This window comes from Agarivorans sp. QJM3NY_30, assembly GCF_050870855.2.
GTDB lineage: Bacteria > Pseudomonadota > Gammaproteobacteria > Enterobacterales > Celerinatantimonadaceae > Agarivorans.
Map to the genome: position 1 here is coordinate 3,390,156 of NZ_CP194038.2, position 23,523 is coordinate 3,413,678.

20 protein-coding genes are annotated in these 23,523 nt (G+C 43.7%); 3 read left to right on the plus strand and 17 right to left on the minus strand.

Annotated elements, in window-relative coordinates:
* Positions 1 to 7 precede the first annotated feature (7 nt).
* From ACRRSX_RS15440 to glyA, 11 genes are all read right to left on the minus strand, one after another.
* The gene (locus tag ACRRSX_RS15440; RefSeq protein ID WP_432452315.1) at positions 8 to 1,018 is read right to left on the minus strand and encodes an ABC transporter permease subunit; all 1,011 of its coding nucleotides are present in this window, start codon (positions 1,016 to 1,018) and stop codon (positions 8 to 10) included.
* Positions 1,019 to 1,076: 58 nt separating this feature from the next.
* The gene (locus tag ACRRSX_RS15445; protein WP_432452314.1) at positions 1,077 to 2,666 is read right to left on the minus strand and encodes an ABC transporter substrate-binding protein; all 1,590 of its coding nucleotides are present in this window, start codon (positions 2,664 to 2,666) and stop codon (positions 1,077 to 1,079) included.
* 532 nt (positions 2,667 to 3,198) lie between these two features.
* Entirely contained in the window at positions 3,199 to 3,678 is a 480-nt protein-coding gene (locus ACRRSX_RS15450) for a phosphatidylglycerophosphatase A family protein (RefSeq protein WP_432452313.1), read from the minus strand.
* 9 nt (positions 3,679 to 3,687) lie between these two features.
* On the minus strand, positions 3,688 to 4,677 hold the full coding sequence (thiL, locus tag ACRRSX_RS15455; RefSeq protein ID WP_432452312.1) for a thiamine-phosphate kinase: 990 nt from the start codon (positions 4,675 to 4,677) through the stop codon (positions 3,688 to 3,690).
* Positions 4,678 to 4,681: 4 nt separating this feature from the next.
* Entirely contained in the window at positions 4,682 to 5,098 is a 417-nt protein-coding gene (gene nusB / locus ACRRSX_RS15460; RefSeq protein ID WP_432452311.1) for a transcription antitermination factor NusB, read from the minus strand.
* Positions 5,099 to 5,113: 15 nt separating this feature from the next.
* Positions 5,114 to 5,584, minus strand: a complete 471-nt coding sequence (gene ribH / locus ACRRSX_RS15465) for a 6,7-dimethyl-8-ribityllumazine synthase (RefSeq protein ID WP_432452310.1) — start codon at positions 5,582 to 5,584, stop codon at positions 5,114 to 5,116.
* A 104-nt stretch (positions 5,585 to 5,688) separates the two neighbouring features.
* Entirely contained in the window at positions 5,689 to 6,801 is a 1,113-nt protein-coding gene (gene ribBA / locus ACRRSX_RS15470; RefSeq protein ID WP_432452309.1) for a bifunctional 3,4-dihydroxy-2-butanone-4-phosphate synthase/GTP cyclohydrolase II, read from the minus strand.
* Between the two features lie 68 nt (positions 6,802 to 6,869).
* Positions 6,870 to 7,526 carry a riboflavin synthase gene (locus ACRRSX_RS15475; RefSeq protein WP_432452308.1) on the minus strand — a complete coding sequence of 219 codons (657 nt, stop codon included), beginning with the start codon at positions 7,524 to 7,526 and terminating at the stop codon, positions 6,870 to 6,872.
* Between the two features lie 5 nt (positions 7,527 to 7,531).
* Complete coding sequence (gene ribD, locus ACRRSX_RS15480) at positions 7,532 to 8,659, minus strand: bifunctional diaminohydroxyphosphoribosylaminopyrimidine deaminase/5-amino-6-(5-phosphoribosylamino)uracil reductase RibD (protein WP_432452307.1); 1,128 nt, start codon at positions 8,657 to 8,659, stop codon at positions 7,532 to 7,534.
* Between the two features lie 3 nt (positions 8,660 to 8,662).
* Positions 8,663 to 9,112: a transcriptional regulator NrdR gene (gene nrdR / locus ACRRSX_RS15485; protein ID WP_432452306.1), complete on the minus strand. Its 450-nt coding sequence runs from the start codon at positions 9,110 to 9,112 to the stop codon at positions 8,663 to 8,665.
* Positions 9,113 to 10,235: 1,123 nt separating this feature from the next.
* The gene (gene glyA, locus ACRRSX_RS15490) at positions 10,236 to 11,489 is read right to left on the minus strand and encodes a serine hydroxymethyltransferase (protein WP_432452305.1); all 1,254 of its coding nucleotides are present in this window, start codon (positions 11,487 to 11,489) and stop codon (positions 10,236 to 10,238) included.
* Positions 11,490 to 12,417: 928 nt separating this feature from the next.
* On the opposite strand from glyA, the gene ACRRSX_RS15495 reads away from it, so the two are divergent.
* A complete protein-coding gene (locus ACRRSX_RS15495; protein WP_432452304.1) occupies positions 12,418 to 12,681 on the plus strand; it encodes an Lpp/OprI family alanine-zipper lipoprotein in 264 nt (87 codons plus the stop codon).
* A 45-nt stretch (positions 12,682 to 12,726) separates the two neighbouring features.
* On the opposite strand, the gene ACRRSX_RS15500 is transcribed toward ACRRSX_RS15495, so the two are convergent.
* The gene (locus tag ACRRSX_RS15500; protein ID WP_432452303.1) at positions 12,727 to 13,638 is read right to left on the minus strand and encodes a L,D-transpeptidase family protein; all 912 of its coding nucleotides are present in this window, start codon (positions 13,636 to 13,638) and stop codon (positions 12,727 to 12,729) included.
* A gap of 262 nt (positions 13,639 to 13,900) precedes the next feature.
* On the opposite strand from ACRRSX_RS15500, the gene ettA reads away from it, so the two are divergent.
* Positions 13,901 to 15,565, plus strand: a complete 1,665-nt coding sequence (gene ettA / locus ACRRSX_RS15505; protein ID WP_432452302.1) for an energy-dependent translational throttle protein EttA — start codon at positions 13,901 to 13,903, stop codon at positions 15,563 to 15,565.
* 448 nt (positions 15,566 to 16,013) lie between these two features.
* On the opposite strand, the gene prsT is transcribed toward ettA, so the two are convergent.
* From prsT to ACRRSX_RS15530, 5 genes are all read right to left on the minus strand, one after another.
* Positions 16,014 to 18,827: an XrtA/PEP-CTERM system TPR-repeat protein PrsT gene (gene prsT, locus ACRRSX_RS15510; RefSeq protein ID WP_432452301.1), complete on the minus strand. Its 2,814-nt coding sequence runs from the start codon at positions 18,825 to 18,827 to the stop codon at positions 16,014 to 16,016.
* A gap of 135 nt (positions 18,828 to 18,962) precedes the next feature.
* Positions 18,963 to 19,718: an exosortase-dependent surface protein XDP1 gene (xdp1, locus tag ACRRSX_RS15515; RefSeq protein ID WP_432452300.1), complete on the minus strand. Its 756-nt coding sequence runs from the start codon at positions 19,716 to 19,718 to the stop codon at positions 18,963 to 18,965.
* 245 nt (positions 19,719 to 19,963) lie between these two features.
* On the minus strand, positions 19,964 to 20,701 hold the full coding sequence (locus tag ACRRSX_RS15520; RefSeq protein WP_432456159.1) for a ferredoxin--NADP reductase: 738 nt from the start codon (positions 20,699 to 20,701) through the stop codon (positions 19,964 to 19,966).
* Positions 20,702 to 20,806: 105 nt separating this feature from the next.
* Positions 20,807 to 21,331 carry a lipocalin family protein gene (locus tag ACRRSX_RS15525; protein ID WP_432452299.1) on the minus strand — a complete coding sequence of 175 codons (525 nt, stop codon included), beginning with the start codon at positions 21,329 to 21,331 and terminating at the stop codon, positions 20,807 to 20,809.
* Positions 21,332 to 21,346: 15 nt separating this feature from the next.
* On the minus strand, positions 21,347 to 22,108 hold the full coding sequence (locus tag ACRRSX_RS15530) for a sulfite exporter TauE/SafE family protein (RefSeq protein WP_432452298.1): 762 nt from the start codon (positions 22,106 to 22,108) through the stop codon (positions 21,347 to 21,349).
* Between the two features lie 156 nt (positions 22,109 to 22,264).
* Between ACRRSX_RS15530 and lhgO the strand changes: the two genes are divergently transcribed.
* Positions 22,265 to 23,461 (plus strand): L-2-hydroxyglutarate oxidase, encoded by a 1,197-nt coding sequence (gene lhgO / locus ACRRSX_RS15535; protein ID WP_432452297.1) that lies wholly within the window; start codon positions 22,265 to 22,267, stop codon positions 23,459 to 23,461.
* Positions 23,462 to 23,523: the final 62 nt, after the last annotated feature.

Below are 23,523 nucleotides of genomic sequence, written 5' to 3' on the forward strand. Positions count from 1 at the left end.
TACTCCGCTATTTGCCGTGACGGATCCGTGGGTTTACCACGCCGTAAAGAATGTCGACCAACAAGTTGACCAGAATAATGATCGTCGCCACGATTAGAATGCCCCCTTGAACGACAGGGTAATCACGTCGACCGATCGATTCGATGAGCCATTTTCCAATCCCCGGCCAAGCGAAAATAGTTTCGGTTAAAATCGCTCCTGAGAGTAAGATCCCCACCTGCAAGCCAATCACGGTAATCACCGGAATCAGTGCATTACGTAAAGCATGAACCACGATCACCCGCATCGGTGCCATTCCCTTGGAACGGGCGGTTCGAATATAGTCTTCACCTAATACTTCAAGCATTGACGAGCGAGTCATCCGGGCAATCACCGCCATCGGGATGGTGCCAAGTACAATACTAGGTAAAATTAAATGATGCACAGCAGAAGCAAAAGCCCCCTCTTCACCCGACAACAAGGTATCAATTAACATGAAACCGGTGACTTCATCAATCCAATAGGTCACGTCAAGCCTGCCGGAGACTGGGGTAATGCCGAGGTTAACCGAAAAAACCAGCATTAATAGTAAGGCCCACCAAAAAATCGGCATCGAATAACCGGTTAAGGAAAAGGTCATCACCGAGTGGTCAAATATCGACCCTCGTTTGACCGCCGCAATAATTCCGCAGGGCAGCCCCACAAAAATAGCGAACAAGGCTGCACAAGAAGCTAATTCCACAGTCGCTGGAAACAGCGTAAGAAATTCTTCGGTAACGGGTGTCTTGGTAATTAATGAACGGCCAAGGTCACCACTCGCAATGTTTTTTACATAATCAAAGTATTGGACCAACAAGGGTTGGTCTAAGCCTAATTCGGCACGCAAGGCTGCGTGACGCTCAGGTGACACGCCTCTTTCCCCTGCCATCACTTCGATAGGATCACCAGGTATCATCCGGATCAGCGTGAAAGTAAGAAGAGTAATGCCGATGAAAGTGGGAACCACCAACATCATTTTTTTTATAATAAATTGGAACATAACTACAGCTCTGTGTCTGAAGGAAGGAAAGGGGCTGAATCCAGCCCCTTCGATATGGCTATTTTAGTGACACGCCATAGAAGTAATGACCGCCAAGAGGGTCAACTTTAAAGCCTTGAACTTCTTTACGAATTGGCTTGTAAGCCACCGAGTGGGCGATGGTTAACCACGGCGCCTGCTCTTTGAAGATTTTCTGTGCTTGTTTGTAAAGTTTAGCGCGATCCGCTTGAACCGATAGTTGCTTCGCTTTGTTGATTATATCGTCAAAGGGTTTGTAACACCACATGGCACGGTTACTACCGCCAACCGCATCACAGCTTAACAACACACCTAGGAAGTTATCTGGGTCACCATTATCGCCAGTCCAGCCTAGTAAGGCAGTATCATGCTCACCTTGCTTGGTACGCTTGAGGTATTCCCCCCACTCGTAACTAACAATGTCAGCCTTAACACCAATTTTCGCCCAGTCGGCTTGGATAATCTCGGCCATACGACGTGCATTAGGGTTATATGGACGCTGAACAGGCATCGCCCAAATATTAGTTTTTAGATTAGTAACACCGGCTTCCGCCAACAACGCTTTCGCCTTCACTGGATCATATGGATAATCAACGGTGTCTTCGTCATAAGACCACATTGTTGGTGGAATTGGGTTCTTCGCGATTTTACCGCTACCCTGGAAGACCGCATCGATAATCGCTTGTTTGTTCACTGCAAGACTTAGAGCCTTACGAACCTTCACATTATCGAACGGTGCTTTTTGAGTATTAAAGGCCAAGAAACCAATGTTCAAACCTTCCTGACTTAATAGATTAATATCCGGATCTTTCTTCATCTGCTCAACATCGGCAGGGTTAGGATAAGGCATCACATGACACTCACCCGCTTTTAGCTTAGCGTAACGCACTGAGGCATCAGGCGTAATGGAGAAGACTAAACGGTCGATAGCCGGTGCGCCGTTCCAGTATTCTTTATTGCCAACGTAACGAATTAACGAGTCTTTTTGATACTGTACTTTTTGGAAAGGACCAGTGCCTACTGGGTCAAGATCCAGTTTTTCTGGCGTTCCCGCCTTCATCAGCGCATCGGCTTGCTCAGCTGAGAAAATTGACGCGAAATCCATCGCAAGGTTAGCGATGAATGGTGCTTCTGGTTTGCTTAGTACAAACTTCACGGTGTAATCATCTACTTTGACGATTTCTTTCACCAATTCTTCCATGCCCATACCGCTGTAATACTCATAAGAGCCACCGGAGACTTTATGGTAAGGATGATTTGGATCATCCTGACGCTCGAAGCTAAAGACCACATCATCAGCGTTAAAATCGCGAGTCGGCTTAAAACCTTTCTTCTGGGTATGGAATTTCACCCCTTTGCGTAAATGAAAGGTGTATTCCAAACCATCTTCCGACACATCCCATGATTCAGCCAAAGCAGGGATCACATTGGTTGTACCGTTCTCAAACTCAACCAAACGGTTGAAAATGGTCTTAGACGACGCATCAAACGTAGTTCCTGCAGTATATAAACTGGGGTTAAACCCTTCTGGACTGCCTTCAGAACAGAAGACAAATGTTTGAGCTTGTACGCTCATAGCTACTGCGCCAGCAACTAATGCTAAAGACAGCTTCGCTAATCCTTTCTTCATTATGATTCTCCATGTGACATCATGTCATAGCTGTGACCTTTATGGTCACATTTCAGTGTGTTTGCGAATAGACCAATAATTTTAGTTTTTGTTAAGCCTACTCCTTAGCTCACAAAAAAAACTCATTTTATGGTAAGGCTAGGCTTAAACAAGCCCGTTCCGCTTTTTTGCCATATTAAACTAGTATTTTTATCTGCCGCTGTAAATAGCATATACAGGATTTTATATAGTAAAAGCTAAAACAAACAGATAAAGTGATTATAGATTCGATATATCATCATATTTATGCAATGCGGAATATAGTTATGCGGTTTTGATATAAAAATAAACTGAATACTGGTTTGGAAAAATTGAAATAAATATGAGATTTTACGAGTGACGTAGCGCCATAGTTATTGAACAACTGACGTCCAAAATAGAGTATATACTCAAACCTTAGGAAGAAGGTAGATTTTATGCGCATGCTACTTTGCTTGTCTGCTTCGGTTCAACAATAGCGATAGCTGGCACAAGAAGTATGACTGAAGGCGTATTAACCGATTACAGGGAGTATGAGTTGTAAACAAATGGCCGCAAAAATACCCGCTAACACATCATCAATCATGATCCCAAAGCCACCGTGTACCTTTTTATCAAGTAGTTTAATCGGCCAAGGTTTCCATATATCGAAGACTCGAAACAGCACAAAACCTAAACCCACCGCCAGCGGAGAAAGTGGTACTGCAATCATGGTAATCCAGTAGCCGACAAACTCATCCCAAACAATGGCGCCATGATCATGCACGCCCATTGCTTGACTCGCCTTATTGCAACACCAAATACCGAAAATAAACGACAATAACAATACAGCCAAATATAGCCATAACGGTAATTGGGCGAGCAATAGGTAGAAAGGAATCGCCGCCAAGGTACCAAAAGTACCGGGTGCTTTAGGGGCAAGACCACTGCCTAAACCCACCGCACACAAATGTAAGGGGTGACGTAAATTTAATTTAGCGACAGGATTATCCATTAGTACGACTTATTTGTTTTCATGACTAAAATGATCCCAACCCAGCCCTTCCAGATGATAGGGTTGCTCTTGGTAGTGCAGTCTAATTTCACCGGTACCGGGAGCTAATTGGCCAATCACCGTGTAGGGAACACCACTATAGGCTAAAGCGGTTTCTAAGGAGCCCTTGTTAGATTCTGGCACGGTAAAGCATAACTCGTAGTCTTCTCCGCCAGTTAAAGCAAATTGTAAACCCCGATCGACCCCAACCGCTTCGCTAAGCGTTTCTGACATAGGGATATGCTCCAAATTCAAAGTCGCTGAACAGTGACTCTGTCTAAGAATATGTTGCAAGTCATTATATAAACCATCAGAAATATCGATCGCTGCGCTAGCTACATCACGTAAACCATAACCTGCTAATACCCGAGGAAGAGGATAATAATGTCGTTTTAAACTCAACTCTAATTGTTGAGGCGTCAAAGACAATTGCTGCTGTAAATGCGCTAATGCAAGGCCCGAGTCACCCAGACTCCCGGTAACATAAACTCGGTCTCCGGGCTTAGCACCACTGCGATATAAGGCTTTCCCTGCAGGAACAATACCATGAACAGTCACCGTAATACTTAATGGCCCCTTGGTCGTATCACCACCAATTAAACTGACATTAAAGTATTCGGCCAAGTCAAAGAATCCGCTGCAAAACTGCTCTAACCAAGCTTCATCTACACCCGGTAAAGTGATAGCCAGAGTCACCCAACGCGGTTCCGCTCCCATCGCTGCCATATCACTCAAATTCACAGCGAGAGCTTTATGGCCGAGAGCATGCGGAGGAATATCAGAGAAAAAATGTACGCCTTCAACCAAGGTATCGGTTGAGATTGCAATCTGACTGTTTTCTGCGGGTATCACCAGCGCCGCATCGTCGCCAACACCAAGCAATACATCTTGGCGCAACTTACTTTGCTGGAAATACTTTTCGATAATATCAAATTCACCAAGAGGTGACGAAGAACGCATAAAACTATGACTTAAATTGTTGTAAACGAAGTACTTTATCTAATACGCCATTCACAAATTTATGGCTATCTTCGGCAGCAAAAGACTTTGCGAGTTCAATCGCTTCATTGATGACCACTTTGGGTGGAACATCAGTTACCATCAACAACTCATAAACACCAATCAATAAAATTGCGTGTTCAACTAAATCTAACTCTTCTAACTTACGCGATAACGATGAACTCATCGCTGCATCCAGCTTATCACTATTGCCAACAACACCAGCAATTAAAGTAGAAAAATAAGGAACATCGGCTTTACTCATATCCTGTTCGGTTAAGAACTGATGTTCGATAGTAGCAACGCTGTCCTTGGTCACTTGCCATTGATAAATTGCCTGAGTAGCAAATTGCCTAGCTTTACGACGTGCAGCTGGTTTCACAGAGAGATCCTCAATTTAAACTTCTATCTGATTAACTAAGTTAATCATTTCTAAAGCGCTTAGGGCGGCTTCAGTACCTTTATTACCCATTTTAGTACCAGCGCGTTCAATCGCCTGTTCAATAGACTCGGTAGTTAACACTCCAAACGATACCGGAATATCAAACTCCAACATCACTTGAGCCAAGCCCTTATGACATTCATTAGACACCAGTTCAAAGTGGTAAGTACCGCCACGAATCACGGTACCTAAAGCAATAATTGCATCGTACTTTTTAGATGCGGCGATACGCTTGGCTGCTAAAGGAATTTCTACAGCGCCCGGGACGCGAACAACGGTAATATTATCGTCATTCAAACCACCTTGGCGGGTCAATGTGTCCACAGCCCCTGATAACAAATTCTCATTAATAAAGCTGTTAAAACGAGCAATAACAATCGCGACTTTAGCATTCGGAGCCGCTAAATTTGCCTCTATTACTTTCATAAATCTTTTGCCTTTTCTTTGAGTCCATCAAAAAAATCGCGCTATTCTAGCACAACAATAAGGATAGACTGGTAATTTAATTCATTTGCTCAAATTTGTGCGAGCTATTCTTGGTCGATATATTCAACCACCTCAAGGCCAAACCCAGAGAGGGCGTGATAACGCTTAGGTGAACTCAACAAGCGCATTTTACTTACCCCAAGATCAGCTAAAATCTGCGAACCAACGCCCACCATTCGCGAAGCACTTTGAGCTTCTTTTGGGGCTGGTGTTTCACCGATATCTTGCAAAGCAAAAGCTTTCACCTGTTCAAGCAAATTATCACCATTATCGTCGGTACTCAGTAATACTAATATCCCTTTCTCATCGGCGATTTTGGCTAAGGCTTTATCAAGTGGCCAACTCATTTTTCCGGCCCGGTCACTTGCCAGTAAGTCGCTGAAAGGATTATGTAAATGAACTCTCACTAGGCTTGCTTGCTCGGCTTGTACTTCACCCGCTTGCATCACAAAATGAACTTTGTTGTCGATGGTATCTCGGTAGCTAATCAATTTGAAATTACCGTAACGGGTTGGCATTTCACACTCAGCTACTCGCTCAATGGTGGTTTCATGATTGTTACGATATTCGATTAAGTCAGCAATTGTGCCTATTTTTAAACCATGTTGCTGGCAAAAAACTTCTAGATCTGGGCGACGCGCCATGCTGCCATCTTGATTCAAAACCTCAACAATCACTGCTGCTGGTTCTCGCCCGGCTAAACGCGCAAGATCAACCCCCGCTTCAGTATGCCCGGCACGGGTTAGCACCCCACCTTCTTGAGCCATTAAAGGAAAGATATGCCCAGGCATCACGATGTCCGCAGGCCCAGCATTTGCAGCCACGGCGGCTTGTACAGTGCGAGCACGATCGGCGGCTGAAATGCCGGTAGTTACACCTTCTGCCGCTTCAATAGAAACGGTAAAATTGGTTGAAAATTGTTCGGTGTTTACATCTACCATCAGTGGCAATTTGAGTTGCTGACAACGCTGTCTCGTCATGGGTAAACAAATTAGACCGCGACCATGGGTGGCCATGAAATTGATCGCTTCTGGGGTCACCATGTCTGCGGCCATAATAATATCGCCTTCGTTCTCACGATCTTCATCATCCATGAGCACCACCATTTTTCCATGGCGTAAATCTTCAATAATTTCTTCAATACTGCTTAATGACATAACAAACCTTCTAAACTTAATAAGGGGGCCTATTTAGCGTGCTAGCCTTTGGAGCACTAGGCACCGCTTTATTTCACAAAACCATGTTGCGCTAGAAATGCAGCATCGATCTTCGATGATGATTTATTCTCTTCTGCGTAACCAAATAATCGCTCCACATAGCGAGCGATGACATCGACTTCCAAGTTAATTTTTTGACCTACAGACCAATTTGCAATGGTTGTTTGTTCAGCTGTATGCGGAATGATAGTCAGGCGCAACTGTTGCTGATTGACCTCATTCACCGTGAGACTAATGCCATCGACAGTGACCGAACCCTTATGGGCAATATAACGCGCGAGATCCTTGGGGACTTGTAGCCAAATGTTCACCGCACGGGCACTAGGACTAATGCTAAGTACTTCGGCTAAACCATCCACATGTCCACTAACAATATGTCCCCCAAAGCGACTTGTGGCTAACATCGCCTTTTCCAAGTTCACTTTATCACCCTGCTTACAACCAGCTAAAGAAGTTAGACTCAAGGTTTCAGTTGAGACATCTGCACAAAAATATTGTCCGCCATACTCAACCACAGTTAAACAAATCCCGTTAACTGCAATACTATCCCCTAAACAAACATCTTCCATATTTAGCTTGGCGCAGGCAATTCTCAAACGTACATCACCCTGACGATGCTCCAAGCTCTTTATTTCACCGAGAGCTTCAATGATACCAGTAAACATTATTATTACGCTTCCTCATTCTGGGGAACCCAGATGGTTTTTGTGTCTGGACCAATACGACGAATATCTAGGCAACGCCAAGATTGAAGCTGCTTCATCTGTTGGTATCCGTTAAGAGCCACCAAACTTTGAGCATCCGCGCCCATCAGTAGCCCCGCCTGATAAACAATCAACTGGTCAACCAAATTTGCTTTGAGTAAAGCTGCCGCCAAACTGGCCCCAGCTTCGACCCACAAGTCATTAATCTCCGCGGAAGCTAAAGCTGCCATAAGGCGCTCTAACCAATGCTCACCCTTAGCAATTGTGAATTGTTTCGCCACATCAAGTTGGTTTTGCTCAGCAAACCCAGCCAAGCATAGCGATGATGGGTCCTTAAAAATATCCAGTGTTTTTGGCGCAGAGTTCAAGCGTTGCTGACGATCGATAATCACCCTAAGCGGCTGGCGTAAGGTCGATCGATCGAGCTGTTCAGCCAAGCTGCCCAGTTGATGATGACGTACATTTAAACTTGCGTTATCCCGAATGACAGTTGTTGCAGTGGATAATATAGCGTGACTAGCAGCCCGCTCTCGTTGCACATCACTGCGGGCATGAGTCGAGGTAATCCACTGACTTTCACCATTGGCTAATGCCGTTTTAGCATCGATAGAACCCGCTAGCTTTAAGCGTACAAAGGGTCGCTTTCGCTCAACTCGGCTCAAGAAGCCAGGATTTAACGCACGAGCCGCCGATTCCATTAAGCCAAGACGAACCTTAACGCCTGCCTGTTCGAGCATGGCAATTCCCTTGCCCGCGACTTGTGGGTTGGGATCAATCATAGCAATTACCACTTCCGTGATCCCTAGCTCGACGATCATGGCAGCACAAGAACCAGTTCGACCTACATGGCTACAAGGTTCTAAGGTGACATAACAACACGCGCCATCAAGGCTGAAACCGGCTTGTTTTGCATCCGTAACTGCGTTTACCTCAGCGTGTCCTTGACCCGCTTGTCGATGGTAACCTTCACCGATGATACGACCATCTTTAACAATGACACAACCAACGTTAGGATTTGGTGCCGTGGTATATCGGCCCAGCTTCGCTAAGGCTATCGCCCGAGCCATAAATTGACAATCAAGTGCAGAAAACATTCGCTACTTTTCCAACTTAGCAATCTCTTCGCTAAACTCTTTAATGTCTTCAAAAGAATGATAAACCGATGCAAACCGCACATAAGCGACTTTATCCAACATGATCAACTGCTCCATCACCACCTTACCAATCAGTTTGGTCTCGACTTCTCGCTCACCAGTGGCTCGAAGGTGAGACTTTATTTTGTTCACCGCTTGTTCAACCTGATCAACACTCACAGGACGCTTTTCTAGCGCGCGCATCATACCTGAGCGCATTTTCTCTTCATTAAAAGGTTCGCGAATACCGTTGCCTTTGATAACTCGGGGCATCACCAGTTCCGCGACTTCAAATGAGGTAAAACGCTCATGACACTCTAAACATTCTCGACGTCTGCGCACTTGGTGGCCATCAGCAACCAAACGAGAATCAATAACTTTAGTTTCATGAGCGGAACAAAATGGACAGTACATGCGCATAACCTTTAAAAAACCTGCCGTGATTTTATCCGGTTAGGCAACGAAGGTACAGGCTCGCTATAAGCTAAGTGAGGAATATTTTGCAGCTTAAAATCATTCGCACTGATGAATCACACCATACATAGTTTATCAGCTCGTTCCAAAATAGCGCTCATCTACAACAGTAAATACCTATATTTAGCCAAATAATAATGCTCACAACTCAACGATTCCAAGCACAGTATCAACTAACTAGATATATTTAGAATATGCTTACCGCTATTACGAGTATATTTGACTATAAGCTTTGCTCACTCCAGTTCGACCAAAAGTAATCCTCTTATCAAAAGAATCACCAAGGAGGAAGCCAACTTTATTGGAGCTGACTCTGATCGATACTCAAACAGTAGTTGCACACTAAATGGATGATTTACACACTCGTTTGGCAACACCATCACCTTGCTCAATGAATCGGCATTCACGCTCTCGCCCGCCCTGAGAAGGATAAAAATTACATGTTTATAAAGAGCAACAAACTCTGGTAGTAAGGCCATTGGGATAGCGTAGCTTTGCTCACGGCAAAATAATTACCCGGCTAAAAATATCACCGCATGATTAATTCTAAATACGAGGCATTGATACAATGAAGATGCATAGTTTAACCTACGAGACATAAACCTGTAAGGCTCGAACCCGAAGACTGAGAGTTAAAGAGTAGGATAGCGAACGCCGCCGTATGCAAGCAGCTCGACGAAAATAGCTAGACTGCACATATAAAAATGCACGATAGCGGTTTACCTTCGCTAATTAGCAAGCACTAACAACATAAAAGCCCCCCAAATAAACAACTGTAGGATCACCAAACGCTTTGCATTTTTTAAAGTGCTCATATCCATTACATTTCTCTCTCTTAGAATTGACCAACCACGGTAGTAATTTGACTGTTCCTTACTATTTGAGATAACAAGCAAAAATAGCACCAATAATAAAGTAGTATCATTACTGAACCCAACCCACTAGTAATAAATAAAACAATAGTAGTTATTGACAACAAAGTCTATTTTACACACCAATAAAAAAAAGAGGCTCAAAGCCTCCTTTTTTAACACTGTTAGTCCCTAACTATTTCACTGGCTACTTAACCATAGACAGGGAAACGTTGGCAAAGTTCTAACACTTGGCCTTTGACACGCTCAATAACAGTATCATCTTGTAAATTATCCAGTACATCACACATCCAGCCCGCAAGCTCTTTTGCAGCTGCGACATCAATACCGCGACGAGTAATTGCTGGAGTACCAATACGTAAACCACTGGTCACAAAAGGTGAACGAGGATCATTTGGCACCGAGTTTTTGTTCACCGTAATATTGGCGCGACCCAGAGCTGCGTCAGCATCTTTGCCCGTAATATCTTTGTCGATTAAATCGACCAAGAACAAATGGTTTTCAGTACCATTTGACACGATTTTATAACCACGCTCTTGCATCACCGCAACCATCGCTTTAGCGTTATCTAAGACGCGCTGTTGGTATTGCTTGAACTCTGGCTCCATCGCTTCTTTAAAAGCGACCGCTTTAGCAGCGATCACATGCATCAAAGGACCACCTTGACCACCGGGGAATACCGCTGAATTTAGCTTTTTCTCAATGGCTTCGTTAGCACGAGCCAAAATCAAACCACCGCGTGGACCCGCTAAAGTTTTATGCGTTGTGGTTGTCACCACATCAGCAATTGGCACTGGGTTTGGATATAAACCTGCAGCGACCAAACCAGCAATGTGGGCCATATCTACAAATAGGTAAGCACCGACTTGATCCGCGATATCACGGAAGCGTTGCCAATCAACGACCCCTGAATATGCAGAGAAACCAGCTATAATCATTTTAGGTTTATGTTGTTTTGCTAAGCGCTCAACTTCTTCATAATCTAACTCACCAGTTTCTGGATTAATGCCATACTGAACAGCATTATAGATTTTACCAGAGAAGCTAACGCTCGCACCGTGAGTTAAATGACCACCGTGCGCTAAGCTCATTCCTAAAACCGTATCACCCGCATTCAGTAAAGCCATAAAAACAGCTGAGTTTGCTTGTGAACCAGCGTGAGGTTGAACGTTAGCATAATCGGCACCAAACAATTTTTTTGCACGCTCAATCGCGAGCATTTCTGCTTGGTCAACATACTCACAACCACCATAGTAACGCTTACCAGGGTAACCTTCAGCGTACTTGTTAGTGAGGTAAGAGCCTTGTGCTTCCATTACACGTGGGCTGGCATAGTTCTCAGAAGCAATCAATTCGATATGCTCTTCTTGGCGAACTTCTTCTTTCGTAATGGCTTGCCATAGTTCGGCATCGTAATCGGCGATATTCATATCACGCTTTAACATCAGTATCTCCTGACTCTTATATAACATGTTGGTGGGTGATTTTGCGAAGGCGCATTCTAACCTGAGTCCCTTACAGATCACAGTAAAATTTTAGCTTATAAACGGTCACCACAAAGGAGCATTCAAGCCAATACTTCACTCATCTTCACCGAAGTATGATGAGATTTCTAGCGAGAATAAGCAATTTTTTACTCACTTGCTTTAAAGTTTATGAAATTTATTCACCTTTAAAAAACTTCTAACAAAAGCTAATTAGCTATACCCGCTCAGACTATTTAAGGACGATTAAGCATCTGTCATGATGGCATTTAAACAAAGCAGATGATGCAAATCATCGGCATTGTCGATCAATCTACGCACAACGGCAATCAGCCGAAACACGAGTAAACTGCAGTAGCAACCTTTTTACAAGGAACAGCGACCAAGGTTAACGCAAATGAAGCAAGCTACATATCTCCTAGCTCAATAAAAATACACTTAGCTCAACCAGCAAGGGGAACAAGCGGGCATTTCAGTGCCTGCAACTCAGTAGCAGAACGCTTGCGACTTAACTTTTACGCCAATAAACATTTTTCATCTTGCTAAGCACAACGCAGTGCGTGGCTTAGCGAATACTTGATGTCTATGCTTAGAAAGTTGATAAAGCTGCTTAAATAAAGTTGCCAATATTCACACAATCTGAACAATGCGTTTGTATTAACATATTTTTTGAAAGGTTCCACCAACATGTTAATAAGTTGTTACCGAAAGACTTAAATACCTGTATTACACACAATTTTCTTTTGCTTTTATCAACAAAGGCTTGCAGCTTGATATTATTGAGCCATAATCATAGCAGCGGCTCACTGCTCGCAGTGAATGGCTTTGCATAAACAAATCGACGATCTAATATCGATCGCTAGAATTGATAAAAAAGGACGGACTTACCATGAATAAGTTTTTAGTTGCAGGCGCTATTGCTTCTACTATTTTACTAGCGGGTTGTACTAACACCACAGCTCTAGAAAACAACGTACAATCTTTAAGCGACAAAGTAGACGCCTTGTCTAACGAAGTTGCAGCTCTTCGTACTGAGCAAAGCTCTTTAAGTGGCGACATCAAATCAGCTCAAATGAGTGCTGATCAAGCAAAAGCTGAAGCGATGCGTGCCAACGAACGTATTAATAACATCGCATCTTCTTACACTAAGTAAGTAACTGCTGATGTAGTCAAAGGTGATGCTTAGCATCACCTTTTTTTATCCGCGTTTTTCGCCGACCAACAGGGCAATCCCTTGCTGATTTTTCAGCGCTTGATTCACAATGGCACTATCCACGCCAGTTTGCGTCACAAACTTTATATCTTCGCGAGTCAGCTTCAAAGAAGTAGCTTGATGTACTTCTTCTATCGAACGATTTAAAGGTTGGTGTACTTCAAGTAAATATTCGCCATTGGGCTCAGCAGAGTGTTTGATAGATTGATCAATAATCCTGACTGGTGTGTTTAGCGCGACCTGCTTAAATAAATACTCGATATCCTTAGGAAATAAACGAATACAACCTGAGCTCACTCTTAAGCCCACACCAAACTCTTTGTTAGTTCCATGGATTAAATACTCGCCGCTTCCATAGGCAAGCCTTAATGCATATTCACCGAGAGGATTTTCGGGCCCAGCTGGCACCACTTTTGGCAAAATCACCCCTTTCGCTGCATATTCATTACGGATATTTTGGGTTGGAGTCCAGGTTGGTTTTTCACGTTTTTGGCTAACCACGGTTTTCATCTCCGGCGTTTCTCTGCCGATCCGACCGATACCAATAGGAAAAACATCTACTTTGCGCGAATCAGGATGAAAATAGTACAAACGTAATTCAGCCAAGTTAACCACCACCCCTTGATATTCTGCATTCGGTAATAGAATTTGGGTGGGGATCAACAACTTGGTACCCGGTTTGGGGAGAAAGGGATCCACCTCTTTATTGGCAGCCATCATCGCTAAAAAACCGACTTGATAATGTTCGGCAATCATCGCAACAGTTTCACCTTTTTGTACCGTATGCCACTGATTTCCGCCAATCAATCGGCTTCCTTCGTTTGGTAAGTCATAGGTGAGAGCAGCAGCAGAAAATGCTAAGCATAGAGCCAAGCAAGCAAACAGCATTCGTTTCATGAGTAACTTTAGTCTGATAAATGTATGACAAACATAACACTAAATACCGATAAATTGGAACACGCTTTAAATGAATAAAGAAAATGATAAAGCTCAGAACATCGTGAAGGATCCATCATGTCACTTCAAAAACTTAAACAATAAATTATTCTTCCCCTAGTATCCCTTAACGAAGCCAGTATCATAGCGTCCTATGGTATTGAAGCTGTTTATATCTTTACAAAACACAGCAAATTATTAAGACATCTTAAAGGAAAGGCGAATGGCCCAATTTATTTATACGATGAACCGTGTTGGTAAAATCGTTCCCCCTAAAAAGCATATCCTAAAAAATATTTCCTTAAGCTTTTTCCCAGGCGCAAAAATTGGCGTATTAGGTTTAAATGGCGCAGGTAAATCTACCTTGTTACGCATTATGGCTGGGGTCGACACTGAAATTGAAGGTGAAGCCCGTGCTAACCCTGGGACCAAAATTGGCTACCTTCCTCAAGAACCGCAAATGGATTTAAGCAAAACGGTTCGCGAAGTTGTAGAAGAAGCGGTTGCGGTGGTTAAAAACGCCCAAGTTAGACTCGATGAAGTGTACGCAGCTTACGCCGAACCCGACGCTGATTTTGATGCGCTCGCCCAAGAGCAAGGAGAATTGGAGGCTATCTTAGCCACTCATGATGCGCATAGCCTCGACAACCAATTAGAGCGTGCCGCCGACGCATTACGCCTCCCTGATTGGGACGCAAAAATAGCACAACTTTCCGGTGGTGAGCGACGTCGCGTCGCCTTATGTCGACTATTACTAGAAAAACCAGACATGCTGTTACTCGATGAACCAACCAACCACTTGGATGCTGAGTCCGTCGCATGGTTGGAGCGTTTCTTACATGACTATGAAGGCACCGTTGTTGCCGTAACCCACGATCGGTACTTCCTCGACAATGTCGCTGGCTGGATCCTTGAACTCGATCGCGGTGAAGGTATTCCTTGGGAAGGAAATTACTCTTCTTGGCTAGAACAAAAAGAAAACCGCTTAAGCCAAGAAGCATCTCAAGAAAAAGCACGTATGAAATCGATTCAGAAAGAGTTGGAATGGGTTCGCTCTAATGCTAAAGGTCGCCAAAGCAAGAGTAAGTCTCGTATGGCTCGTTTTGAAGAACTAAATAACCAAAGCTTCCAAAGTCGTAATGAAACCAATGAGCTATTCATCCCTGCCGCCCAGCGACTCGGCGACAAGGTGATTGATGTTACCAATCTCAGTAAGTCCTTCGATGGTCGAGTCCTGATTAACGACTTATCGTTTAGCATTCCAAAGGGAGCTATTGTTGGGATCATTGGACCGAATGGTGCAGGTAAGTCGACTCTGTTTAAAATGATTACCGGTGTTGAACAAGCAGATTCTGGGAATATCGAGGTGGGAGATACCGTACAAATTGCCAGTGTTGATCAGTTTCGTGATGACATGGACAATAAAGCAAGCGTTTGGCAAGAGGTCTCTGGAGGCTCCGATATTCTCAAGATCGGTAATATCGAAATCCCAAGCCGAGCCTATGTGGGACGTTTTAACTTCAAAGGCTCCGACCAGCAAAAACGGGTTGGAGAACTCTCTGGTGGTGAGCGCGGGCGTTTACATTTAGCCAAGTTATTACAAGCGGGTGGCAATGTATTGCTGCTCGATGAACCGACCAACGATTTAGACATTGAAACCCTACGTGCGCTGGAGAATGCACTGCTAGAGTTTGCCGGCTGTGCCATGGTCATTTCACATGACCGTTGGTTCCTAGACCGCATTGCTACCCATATTCTCGACTACCGAGATGAGGGACAGGTGAACTTCCATGCTGGTAACTTTACCGAGTATGAAGCGTGGCTCAAAGAAACCATTGGTGAAGCTGCGGCTCAACCGCACCGTATCAAGTACAAACGGATCAACTAGCAAGCTCACCAAGCAAGTCATGCCGTTCATAGCTCTTGAACGGCATTTTTATTTCTAGGCCTGCTTCGTTTGGCCGAATCAAATTGTCGATTTACGCCAACCGATCCTTGGGCTGTGCTTATTGGGACTTGCTAAGCCTTTTCCCGTTTAATTTCGAAGAGTAAATGGCATAGCACAACGGTTTTTCTTGTTATCAAAAACCCGTAGACAAGCGAAAAATCTACTTTTGCGAAGTAAAGCTGAAAAACTTACAGCGTCTTCAACAGGCAGATCCCGCGCAACAGGCTGCATATTCGACAGCGCCAAGAATGTACTAAATAGTGCGATTAATGGCCCCACTCGCATGGCGAATATTCACTGTTACGGCAAAGGAGCAGCAATAAAAAATCCGAGAGGGTATCATCTCTCGGATCATGAGTATAAGACGCTCCCAGATGACTTTTGTTTATTAGGCTTTATTCTTTTCTAAATCGCTGAGCAATTGTTTTGCGTCTTCATATTCCGCAAAATTTTGCGCAATAGCCAAAGCCGCTTTCAATTCAATTTTGGCCTCTGTGACACGACCTAGCTTGGCTAAAACATAGGCAAGGTGATAACGAATCGTTGGATCCGAGGAATCGGTGGTATAAGCTTCCCGCAAATACAACAAGGCTTGGTCGAAGTGACTTCGCTGGGCTTCTATCCAACCAATTGTATCCAGCGTCGCTGAACTTTTACTACCTTGTTGAAGGCTAATTTCGATCAAAGCAAAAGCCTTATCTAAATCACTCTTCGCATAAATATTAGCCAAGTTATTAATTAAACTAGGCTCATCTTTTAGGCTTGGGAATTTACGCAAGGCTTCATAGTGCGATTGGGCCTTGGCATAATTTTTTTGCCGCATATAAGTATCGGCTAACAAGCGGCGATGCCAAGCCATTTGCGAACTGTTATCAAGTAAACCTTCAAACTGTTCAGTGAACTCATCAACTGCTATATTTTGTTGCGCCAGTTGATATAGATGAATTGCAGCACCTCGATTAAATTTATTTAGAGTCAAGGCTTGGCTATAAGCTTTCTGGGCTGCCAAGGGATCATCTTTAGCGAGAAATATGCCACCTTGCAAAGCATATAATTCGCTGCTTTCACCAAATTGTTCTGTCAATTGGCTCACCACAACTTCAGCACTGGCGATGTTTGCTTGAGCCAAGTCGATTTGCCCTTGCATGAGCAAGGTTGACATATCTTCTGGGGCTAAAGCGCGGGCTTTTGCCAAGCTCGCTTTCGCCCCATCAAGATCCTTCGCTCTTACTTGCAAGCTTGCAAGCAACTTCAGTTTAGGGGCTTGTTCCTTCCATAAACTATCTAACAAACCTAAAGGGTAGGCTGTATCTTGATAGCGCTCTAATTGTATCAATATCTCGGCATAACGAGTCAGGTAAGCCTCATTTAGAATATATTCTCTATTCAACTTTTCCACTAAAGTTAAGGCTAAGGGCCATTGTTGAGTTTGCATATAAATATCTAATTTCAACTCTTTCGCTACACGATTATCCGGCTCATATATCAATACTTTATCTAGCTGAGCTGTCGCATCAGCATAGGCTTGTTGTTGGAAGTAAATACGGGCGACAACTAAGTGACTCGGTGAATGCTGAGGTTCAATTTTTAGAATTTGTTGAAAGATGGTCAAGGCTTGGTCAAGATCATTATTCGTTTGAAAAATCAGCGCCTTATTAAACATTGCACTGATATTTTCTGGACTTTTCGCTAATACTTTATTTAGATATTGAAGAGCTAAATCAGCTTGATTCATCTTAATATAATAGGCGGCAATCAAATTTTGGGCCTGAGTCGTATTCACCTTACGTTTAATCAGGCTATCGATGCTTAGTTTCGCCGCATCTATATCATCAATTTCTAAAGCCAACTCTCCTTTGAGTTGCAACCATTTTAAAGGCGATTGATCATCACTATAAGGCAAAGACGTGAGCTGCAAAAATGCTTGTTGAGGCTCCCCACTCGCGCGTAATAACTCAGCTTCTAAAATACCAATATAATTAGATTTACTATGGTACGCCCGCATCTGTTCAAAAGCTTGTTGCGCCGCCCGAATTCGCCCGGATTCAATATACAAATAGACCAACTGTGCTGATAAACCCAGATCGGGAAGAATGTATTCGAAATTATCTTGTAGCAATAATTGCAACTTATAAGCCTGATCTGAGCGAAGGTAAACCTTGGCCAACATTCGAGTCGCCCCTAAGTCACTCGGTTTTGCCTTTAAATACTGACTCAAATACTGTTGCGCTTTTTCATCATTCTGGCGAATAAACTCCGATGCGCCTTGAATAAACAGCAGCATACTGGGGTCAGTTAACTCACTCCCTTCCGCTGCAGAAATTTTCTGGGATAACTCGGCCAGGCTTTGCTCTGCAAGCTCAAATTCGTCTTGCTTCGCGAGTAAGGTCGCATTGATCAGAATGGCAGTCGGATCATTGGGGGTTTGTTTTTGAATACGCTGTAGGTAATGCTTAGCTTGCTCAAGACGATTCAACTTAAGATTGGTCATCACCAAACTACGCAATATCTTAGGATCCTCTGGATCAATGGAAATAGCATGTTCATAACTCACCAAAGCTTGCTCGAGCATGCCTTGAGCCGCGACCAGATCACCCTTCAACTTCCAAGTTCGTTCATTATTATTGTTAATTGCTAAGGAGTGAGTGACTAATTTATCCGCTAAAAGGTATTCCTTTTGAGCTAAATAAAGGGTTGCCAGCGTATTGATTGCACTCGATTGATTCGGCGCCAACTGCAGTGCTTGTTCAAATTCTAACTTCGCGAGCTCAACTTGTGATTTGCGTAAATAGATGCGTCCACGTAATAGCTTCCATTCAAATTGACTATTTTTTGAAAACTCAGCAGAACGTTGCTCTAGCGCCAACACAGCGTCAACTTTCCCTTGCAGCAATAGCACGTTACCGAGCAAGGGGAGAACCAGATTAATATCCGCACCTAGAGATAAAGCTTCTTCTAACTGCTCCTCTGCTGCAGCTAAGTTATTTGCATTAAAATACACTTTAGCTAATAACAATTTAGAAGAGAGATGTTGTGGATTTGCTTTTAAGGCATTTTTCAAATGAATGAAGGCTTCATTCTCGTCACCTAATTGATAAGCCTTAACTGCCAGTTCATAGTTATTGGTTTGTTCGTCGGCAAAGGTAACGTTTCCCATTAACAGCAGCGTGAGAGCAATAATCGTTTTATTCATTCTTAACATGCATTTCCTTTACTTCGCGTGAACAATCAATTGATTCAACAAGCAGTATCTAATGAACAAGCAGCAAAAAAAAGACAAAAAAATACGAAATACAGCGTATTTCGTATTTTTAAACTAAAAAGGAGTTCAGTTAAATTATGCTTGGCGCTTGTTCTTACGTAAAGCAAGTCCAAATAGACCCATGGCTAACAACATCACCGTGCCAGGTTCAGGAACACTGGTTGCTGGTTGTAAAGGATCTTCACCTGGAGTCGCCTTAGCCCCCGCTAATTTAAAGGCATCGTTGTTATCAGACCAACCTAAGCTTCCAAATATCGGATTGTATGCCCCAATCAACCAGTATTTAGAGCTAGCACTGGAATCAATGGCCTGATAGGCAAATTCATCTGCATCCGCAACTTCCGCTTCGGTGGTCCAACCCAAGCCAGCCAAATCGTCCCAAGTTTGGCCATATAAAACTGGCGTATCACTACCGGAATAGGCGAGAACGCTCACATCGGCACTACTTGATGAACTATAACCGTAGTCTTCATAGGCCCAACCAAGCGTAAAACCAGACAGGTTAACTGACTGATCAAAGCTTAATAGCACCATGTCATGGTCATTACCAAAGCTGTCGATAGCATGGCTCGGTGACCCAGAGCGTTCGTCCTGATTTTTAGACATCAGGCCCCAATAATCGCTATAACTCAATCGAGTATTCGCTAAGGTTTCATCTTCGCGACGAGTCCCGGTATCGGACCAACCTTGAACACTCAAACCATCTAAATCTAGCGTATTGCCATAATTTGTTCCGGACAGAGTTCCATCATCGAAATCCCACACTTGCTCTGCAGCAACAGCCGACAAAGATAAAGCACAACTTGCTACTAACAAAATATGTTTAAACACAACGCCTCCCAACTAGCATCCTGCTATTAAAATTTAATCTTTTACTGCCTCATACAAAGCAAATTTCAAGCCAACTATAATTAATCTATTTAAACAATAACTTACAAACCAAACCTGATATTTTAAACGCTAAGTGTAAAAAAAGCTGACAAATGATTCCTTTGCTTTACATGCCGCAAAACTGAATGCAGCTGTAAACGCAGTGTAATTTTCAAGCGATTCTATCACAATAAAGTCAATCCACACTACCAATAGCGCTCTACGGTGATCTGTCCGGGCTTCCTGCGCAGGTTTTTAATCAAAGCTTTATGCTCTAGCTCTCGCTGTGCATCCGCGATCATCTCAGGATTTCCACAGATGATCACTTGCGAATTGTCTACCTTAAACTCTAAACCAACGGCGCGCTCCAGAGCCCCATTGGCGATCGCCAAAGGAATACGACTCTTGAGTGCATCAGGATAAACTTCGCGAGTCACCATTGCTTGAAAAATAAATTGCTCTGCATATTGAGCTTTATATTTATCAATCAACGGTTGATAGGCGATATCTTGAGCGTAACTGACGGCATAAACTAATACAATTTTTTCAAAGCGCTGCCATACCGCAGCAGTTTCTAACATTGAAAAATATGGACCAATCCCCGTCCCACTGCCGAGCAGCCATAGATGCTTCCCCTCAGGGACTTCATCTAAAACCATAAAGCCTGAGGCTCTGCTGGATACTTCGATACAATCGCCAAGCTGCAGGGAATGTAGATTGGGCGACAATAAACCTTGCTCAACTTTAATGGCTAAAACCTCTAAATAATCACTGTCAGGAGGATTCACCAAAGAATAAGCTCGAGCGATACGTTTTCCATCTCGCATTTCCGATAACTTAATGAACTGGCCGGCAGTGAATGGTTCAATATCGGCTTTTATCCGTAAGCTAAATAATTGTTCATTCCAATCAATACGTTGTATAACCAAACCTTTAGTCCACATCATGGTTCCCTCGTGACTAAATCAAAATATGCAACACTGTTATATTGCTCATAAAGCGCATAGCTCTCAGCTCAGGAATAGCACCAAATTTGATTCAACAATGATTTATCGTCGCCGGCGTTGTTCGACAAAAATCAATTGACTGGTATCAAAACCATAGCTTTTGGCTTTCTTTAATAAATCAATTCGAAGCTGAGGAGAGATCTCGGGATGACGCGCCAAAATCCATAAATAATCTCGATTGGGTCCAGCAACCAACGCATATTGATAGTTTTTATCTAATACAAAAACCACATAGGCTCCGTAGAAAGGACCAAAGAAAGAGACTTTTAAATGCGCAACCTTTGGTGAATCGACAAACTTGGCGATGCCCTTCGCCTCAGACCAAGTTTGTTTTTGCTCAGAGAAGCCTTTGTTAAGCACTCTCACTCGGCCATCCCTAGCTAAACTGTAAGTCGCAGTCACTTGGCTTAAGCCTCGCTCAAAGGAATGATCGAGGCGCGCAATTTCGTACCAAGTCCCCAGATAACGAGACAAATCAAAGTTGTCTACAGGCTCTATACCCTCAGGCTTAGCAGTGCAAGCAGACATCAACAGCAGACTAAAGCAAACCAGTAACAAACGATTCATGAGCATGCTTCCAAATTAAAACCAAAGCGCCGCAATACAGCCCACTAAGGTCATCACAAATAAAAACCACTTCAAAGTTGTGGGGGCAGCCTTAATGGCAAATTTAACCGCATAATGCGCGCCAATGATATAACCCACCGCTAATACGCTCCCTGGTAACCACAACACTTGGTCACGAACAATAAAGATCACCAAGGCAATGCTAGTAAATGCCAAAGTGCAAACTAACTTAAGTGCATTTGCTCTCACTAAATCGTAGCGTAGACTGCCAGCTAAGGCCGCGACCAATATGAAACCGACGCCCGCTTGAACAAAGCCCCCGTAAAAACCAGACAAGGCCAGACTCCATTTGGCGGCGGGCGTCTGCCTTACTTTTTTAGCTTGGGTTCCCGGTTCCGCAGCAACGACACTGGGTTTAATCAGTATCAGTCCAGCCATCGTCAACATCGCACCGAGCAACAAATATTTAATGATCCAGCTGGGGGCATAAGAAGCAGCAACGGCCCCGAATAATCCCCCCACCATGGTTGGCCACAAGATAGGGACCACATCTTCGATGTCTAATTGACCATGTTTCTTGAAACCTAAGGCTCCCGTGAGGCATTGTAAAAAAATACCAACACGGTTAGTAGCATTGGCGATTTCGGCGGGCATTCCCATGACCATTAAGGCTGGTAGCGTTAAATTTGAGCCGCCCCCCGCTAAAGTATTGATGACCCCTGCTACCAAGCCAACTCCCAACAGCAACAAACCATGCCAAATCGTAAAGTCGATCATTAAACGAAACTCCTCATCGATAAATTCACCTTAGCATTGCCTTAAACAATAATCATTAACATCTTGTATCCTTTAATCTTGCTCACACTAATTTTGTATCAACAGCAGTGCTCGGGCACAATGACAGCATGATGCTCGAAACGGAAAGTAACTAAAATGTACAATTACATCATTATCGGCGGCGGTATTGTTGGACTTTCTACCGCTTGGCAGCTTCAGCAACACCACCCGCAAGCCAAGATCCTGCTAATCGAAAAAGAAACTCAATTGGCGCAGCATCAAACGGGACATAACAGCGGCGTGATCCATGCGGGTGTGTATTACCAACCGGGCAGCCTGAAAGCCAACTTTTGTAAACAAGGCCACCAGCAAACGCTCGCGTTTTGTAAGCAGCATCATATTCCGGTAGAACAATGTGGAAAACTGTTAGTTGCCAGTAATCCCCTAGAACTCAGTAGAATGCAGGAACTCGAACAACGCTGCCAAACGAATGGCATTCAAGTTGAACGACTCGATGGCCAACAGCTCAGGGAATTGGAACCGAACATTTGCGGCTTAGCCGCTCTCAAAGTAGCCGCCACAGGGATTGTCGATTACCAACAAATTTGCCTTAAAATAGCGCAACTATTTCAAGACCTAGGCGGTGAAATAAAGCTCGCTCAGCAAGTAATAAAATTAAACGAAGATCCCCACAGGATCCGCGTTACGACCCAACAAACGAGCATTGATACCCAGTATCTAGTCGTATGTGGTGGTTTAATGGCCGACCGCTTATGCCAAATGTTAGACATAGACATCGATTTTCAAATCATTCCCTATCGCGGTGAGTACTATCAATTGACTGCGCGCCATAATCAACTCATTAAACACCTGATCTACCCGATCCCCGATCCAGAACTTCCATTTTTGGGCGTACATCTCACCAAGATGATCAACGGTTCCATTACGGTGGGGCCTAATGCAGTTCAGGGTTGGTCTCGCGAAGGCTATCAAAAAGGCGCATTTAATCTTTGTGATATCAAGCAAATGCTAGCTTTCAGTGGGTTTTGGAAGGTCGCCAAACAACACTTTCGCAGTGGCTTGAGTGAAACCAAAGACTCATTCTTTAAATCTGGATATTTGCAGCGTGTACGTAAATACTGCCCGAGCCTACAGCGCCATGATCTTGGCCCCTACCCAGCCGGGATCCGCGCCCAAGCTGTACTTCGTGATGGCACCTTAGTACATGACTTTTTATTTGCCCAAAGCGCACGTAGCTTACATGTTTGTAATGCACCCTCACCTGCGGCAACCTCAGCATTTCCAATTGGCGCGCACATCTGTGATAAATTAGCGGCATTGAGTCAGCCCTAATGAAAGAATAATCGACTAAACGCTGCATTATAAATTGGCGCTGTCGATCTCTAGGTAAAAGT

What these genes read in the sequence shown, in the direction of transcription:
- ACRRSX_RS15440 (WP_432452315.1), bottom strand. Translation starts at nt 1,018, where the DNA reads ATGTTCCAATTTATTATAAAAAAAATGATGTTGGTGGTTCCCACTTTC.
- ACRRSX_RS15445 (WP_432452314.1), bottom strand. Translation starts at nt 2,666, where the DNA reads ATGAAGAAAGGATTAGCGAAGCTGTCTTTAGCATTAGTTGCTGGCGCA.
- ACRRSX_RS15450 (WP_432452313.1), bottom strand. Translation starts at nt 3,678, where the DNA reads ATGGATAATCCTGTCGCTAAATTAAATTTACGTCACCCCTTACATTTG.
- thiL (WP_432452312.1), bottom strand. Translation starts at nt 4,677, where the DNA reads ATGCGTTCTTCGTCACCTCTTGGTGAATTTGATATTATCGAAAAGTAT.
- ribH (WP_432452310.1), bottom strand. Translation starts at nt 5,584, where the DNA reads ATGAAAGTAATAGAGGCAAATTTAGCGGCTCCGAATGCTAAAGTCGCG.
- ribBA (WP_432452309.1), bottom strand. Translation starts at nt 6,801, where the DNA reads ATGTCATTAAGCAGTATTGAAGAAATTATTGAAGATTTACGCCATGGA.
- ACRRSX_RS15475 (WP_432452308.1), bottom strand. Translation starts at nt 7,526, where the DNA reads ATGTTTACTGGTATCATTGAAGCTCTCGGTGAAATAAAGAGCTTGGAG.
- ribD (WP_432452307.1), bottom strand. Translation starts at nt 8,659, where the DNA reads ATGTTTTCTGCACTTGATTGTCAATTTATGGCTCGGGCGATAGCCTTA.
- nrdR (WP_432452306.1), bottom strand. Translation starts at nt 9,112, where the DNA reads ATGTACTGTCCATTTTGTTCCGCTCATGAAACTAAAGTTATTGATTCT.
- glyA (WP_432452305.1), bottom strand. Translation starts at nt 11,489, where the DNA reads ATGTTAAAGCGTGATATGAATATCGCCGATTACGATGCCGAACTATGG.
- ACRRSX_RS15495 (WP_432452304.1), top strand. Translation starts at nt 12,418, where the DNA reads ATGAATAAGTTTTTAGTTGCAGGCGCTATTGCTTCTACTATTTTACTA.
- ACRRSX_RS15500 (WP_432452303.1), bottom strand. Translation starts at nt 13,638, where the DNA reads ATGAAACGAATGCTGTTTGCTTGCTTGGCTCTATGCTTAGCATTTTCT.
- ettA (WP_432452302.1), top strand. Translation starts at nt 13,901, where the DNA reads ATGGCCCAATTTATTTATACGATGAACCGTGTTGGTAAAATCGTTCCC.
- prsT (WP_432452301.1), bottom strand. Translation starts at nt 18,827, where the DNA reads ATGTTAAGAATGAATAAAACGATTATTGCTCTCACGCTGCTGTTAATG.
- ACRRSX_RS15520 (WP_432456159.1), bottom strand. Translation starts at nt 20,701, where the DNA reads ATGTGGACTAAAGGTTTGGTTATACAACGTATTGATTGGAATGAACAA.
- ACRRSX_RS15525 (WP_432452299.1), bottom strand. Translation starts at nt 21,331, where the DNA reads ATGAATCGTTTGTTACTGGTTTGCTTTAGTCTGCTGTTGATGTCTGCT.
- ACRRSX_RS15530 (WP_432452298.1), bottom strand. Translation starts at nt 22,108, where the DNA reads ATGATCGACTTTACGATTTGGCATGGTTTGTTGCTGTTGGGAGTTGGC.
- lhgO (WP_432452297.1), top strand. Translation starts at nt 22,265, where the DNA reads ATGTACAATTACATCATTATCGGCGGCGGTATTGTTGGACTTTCTACC.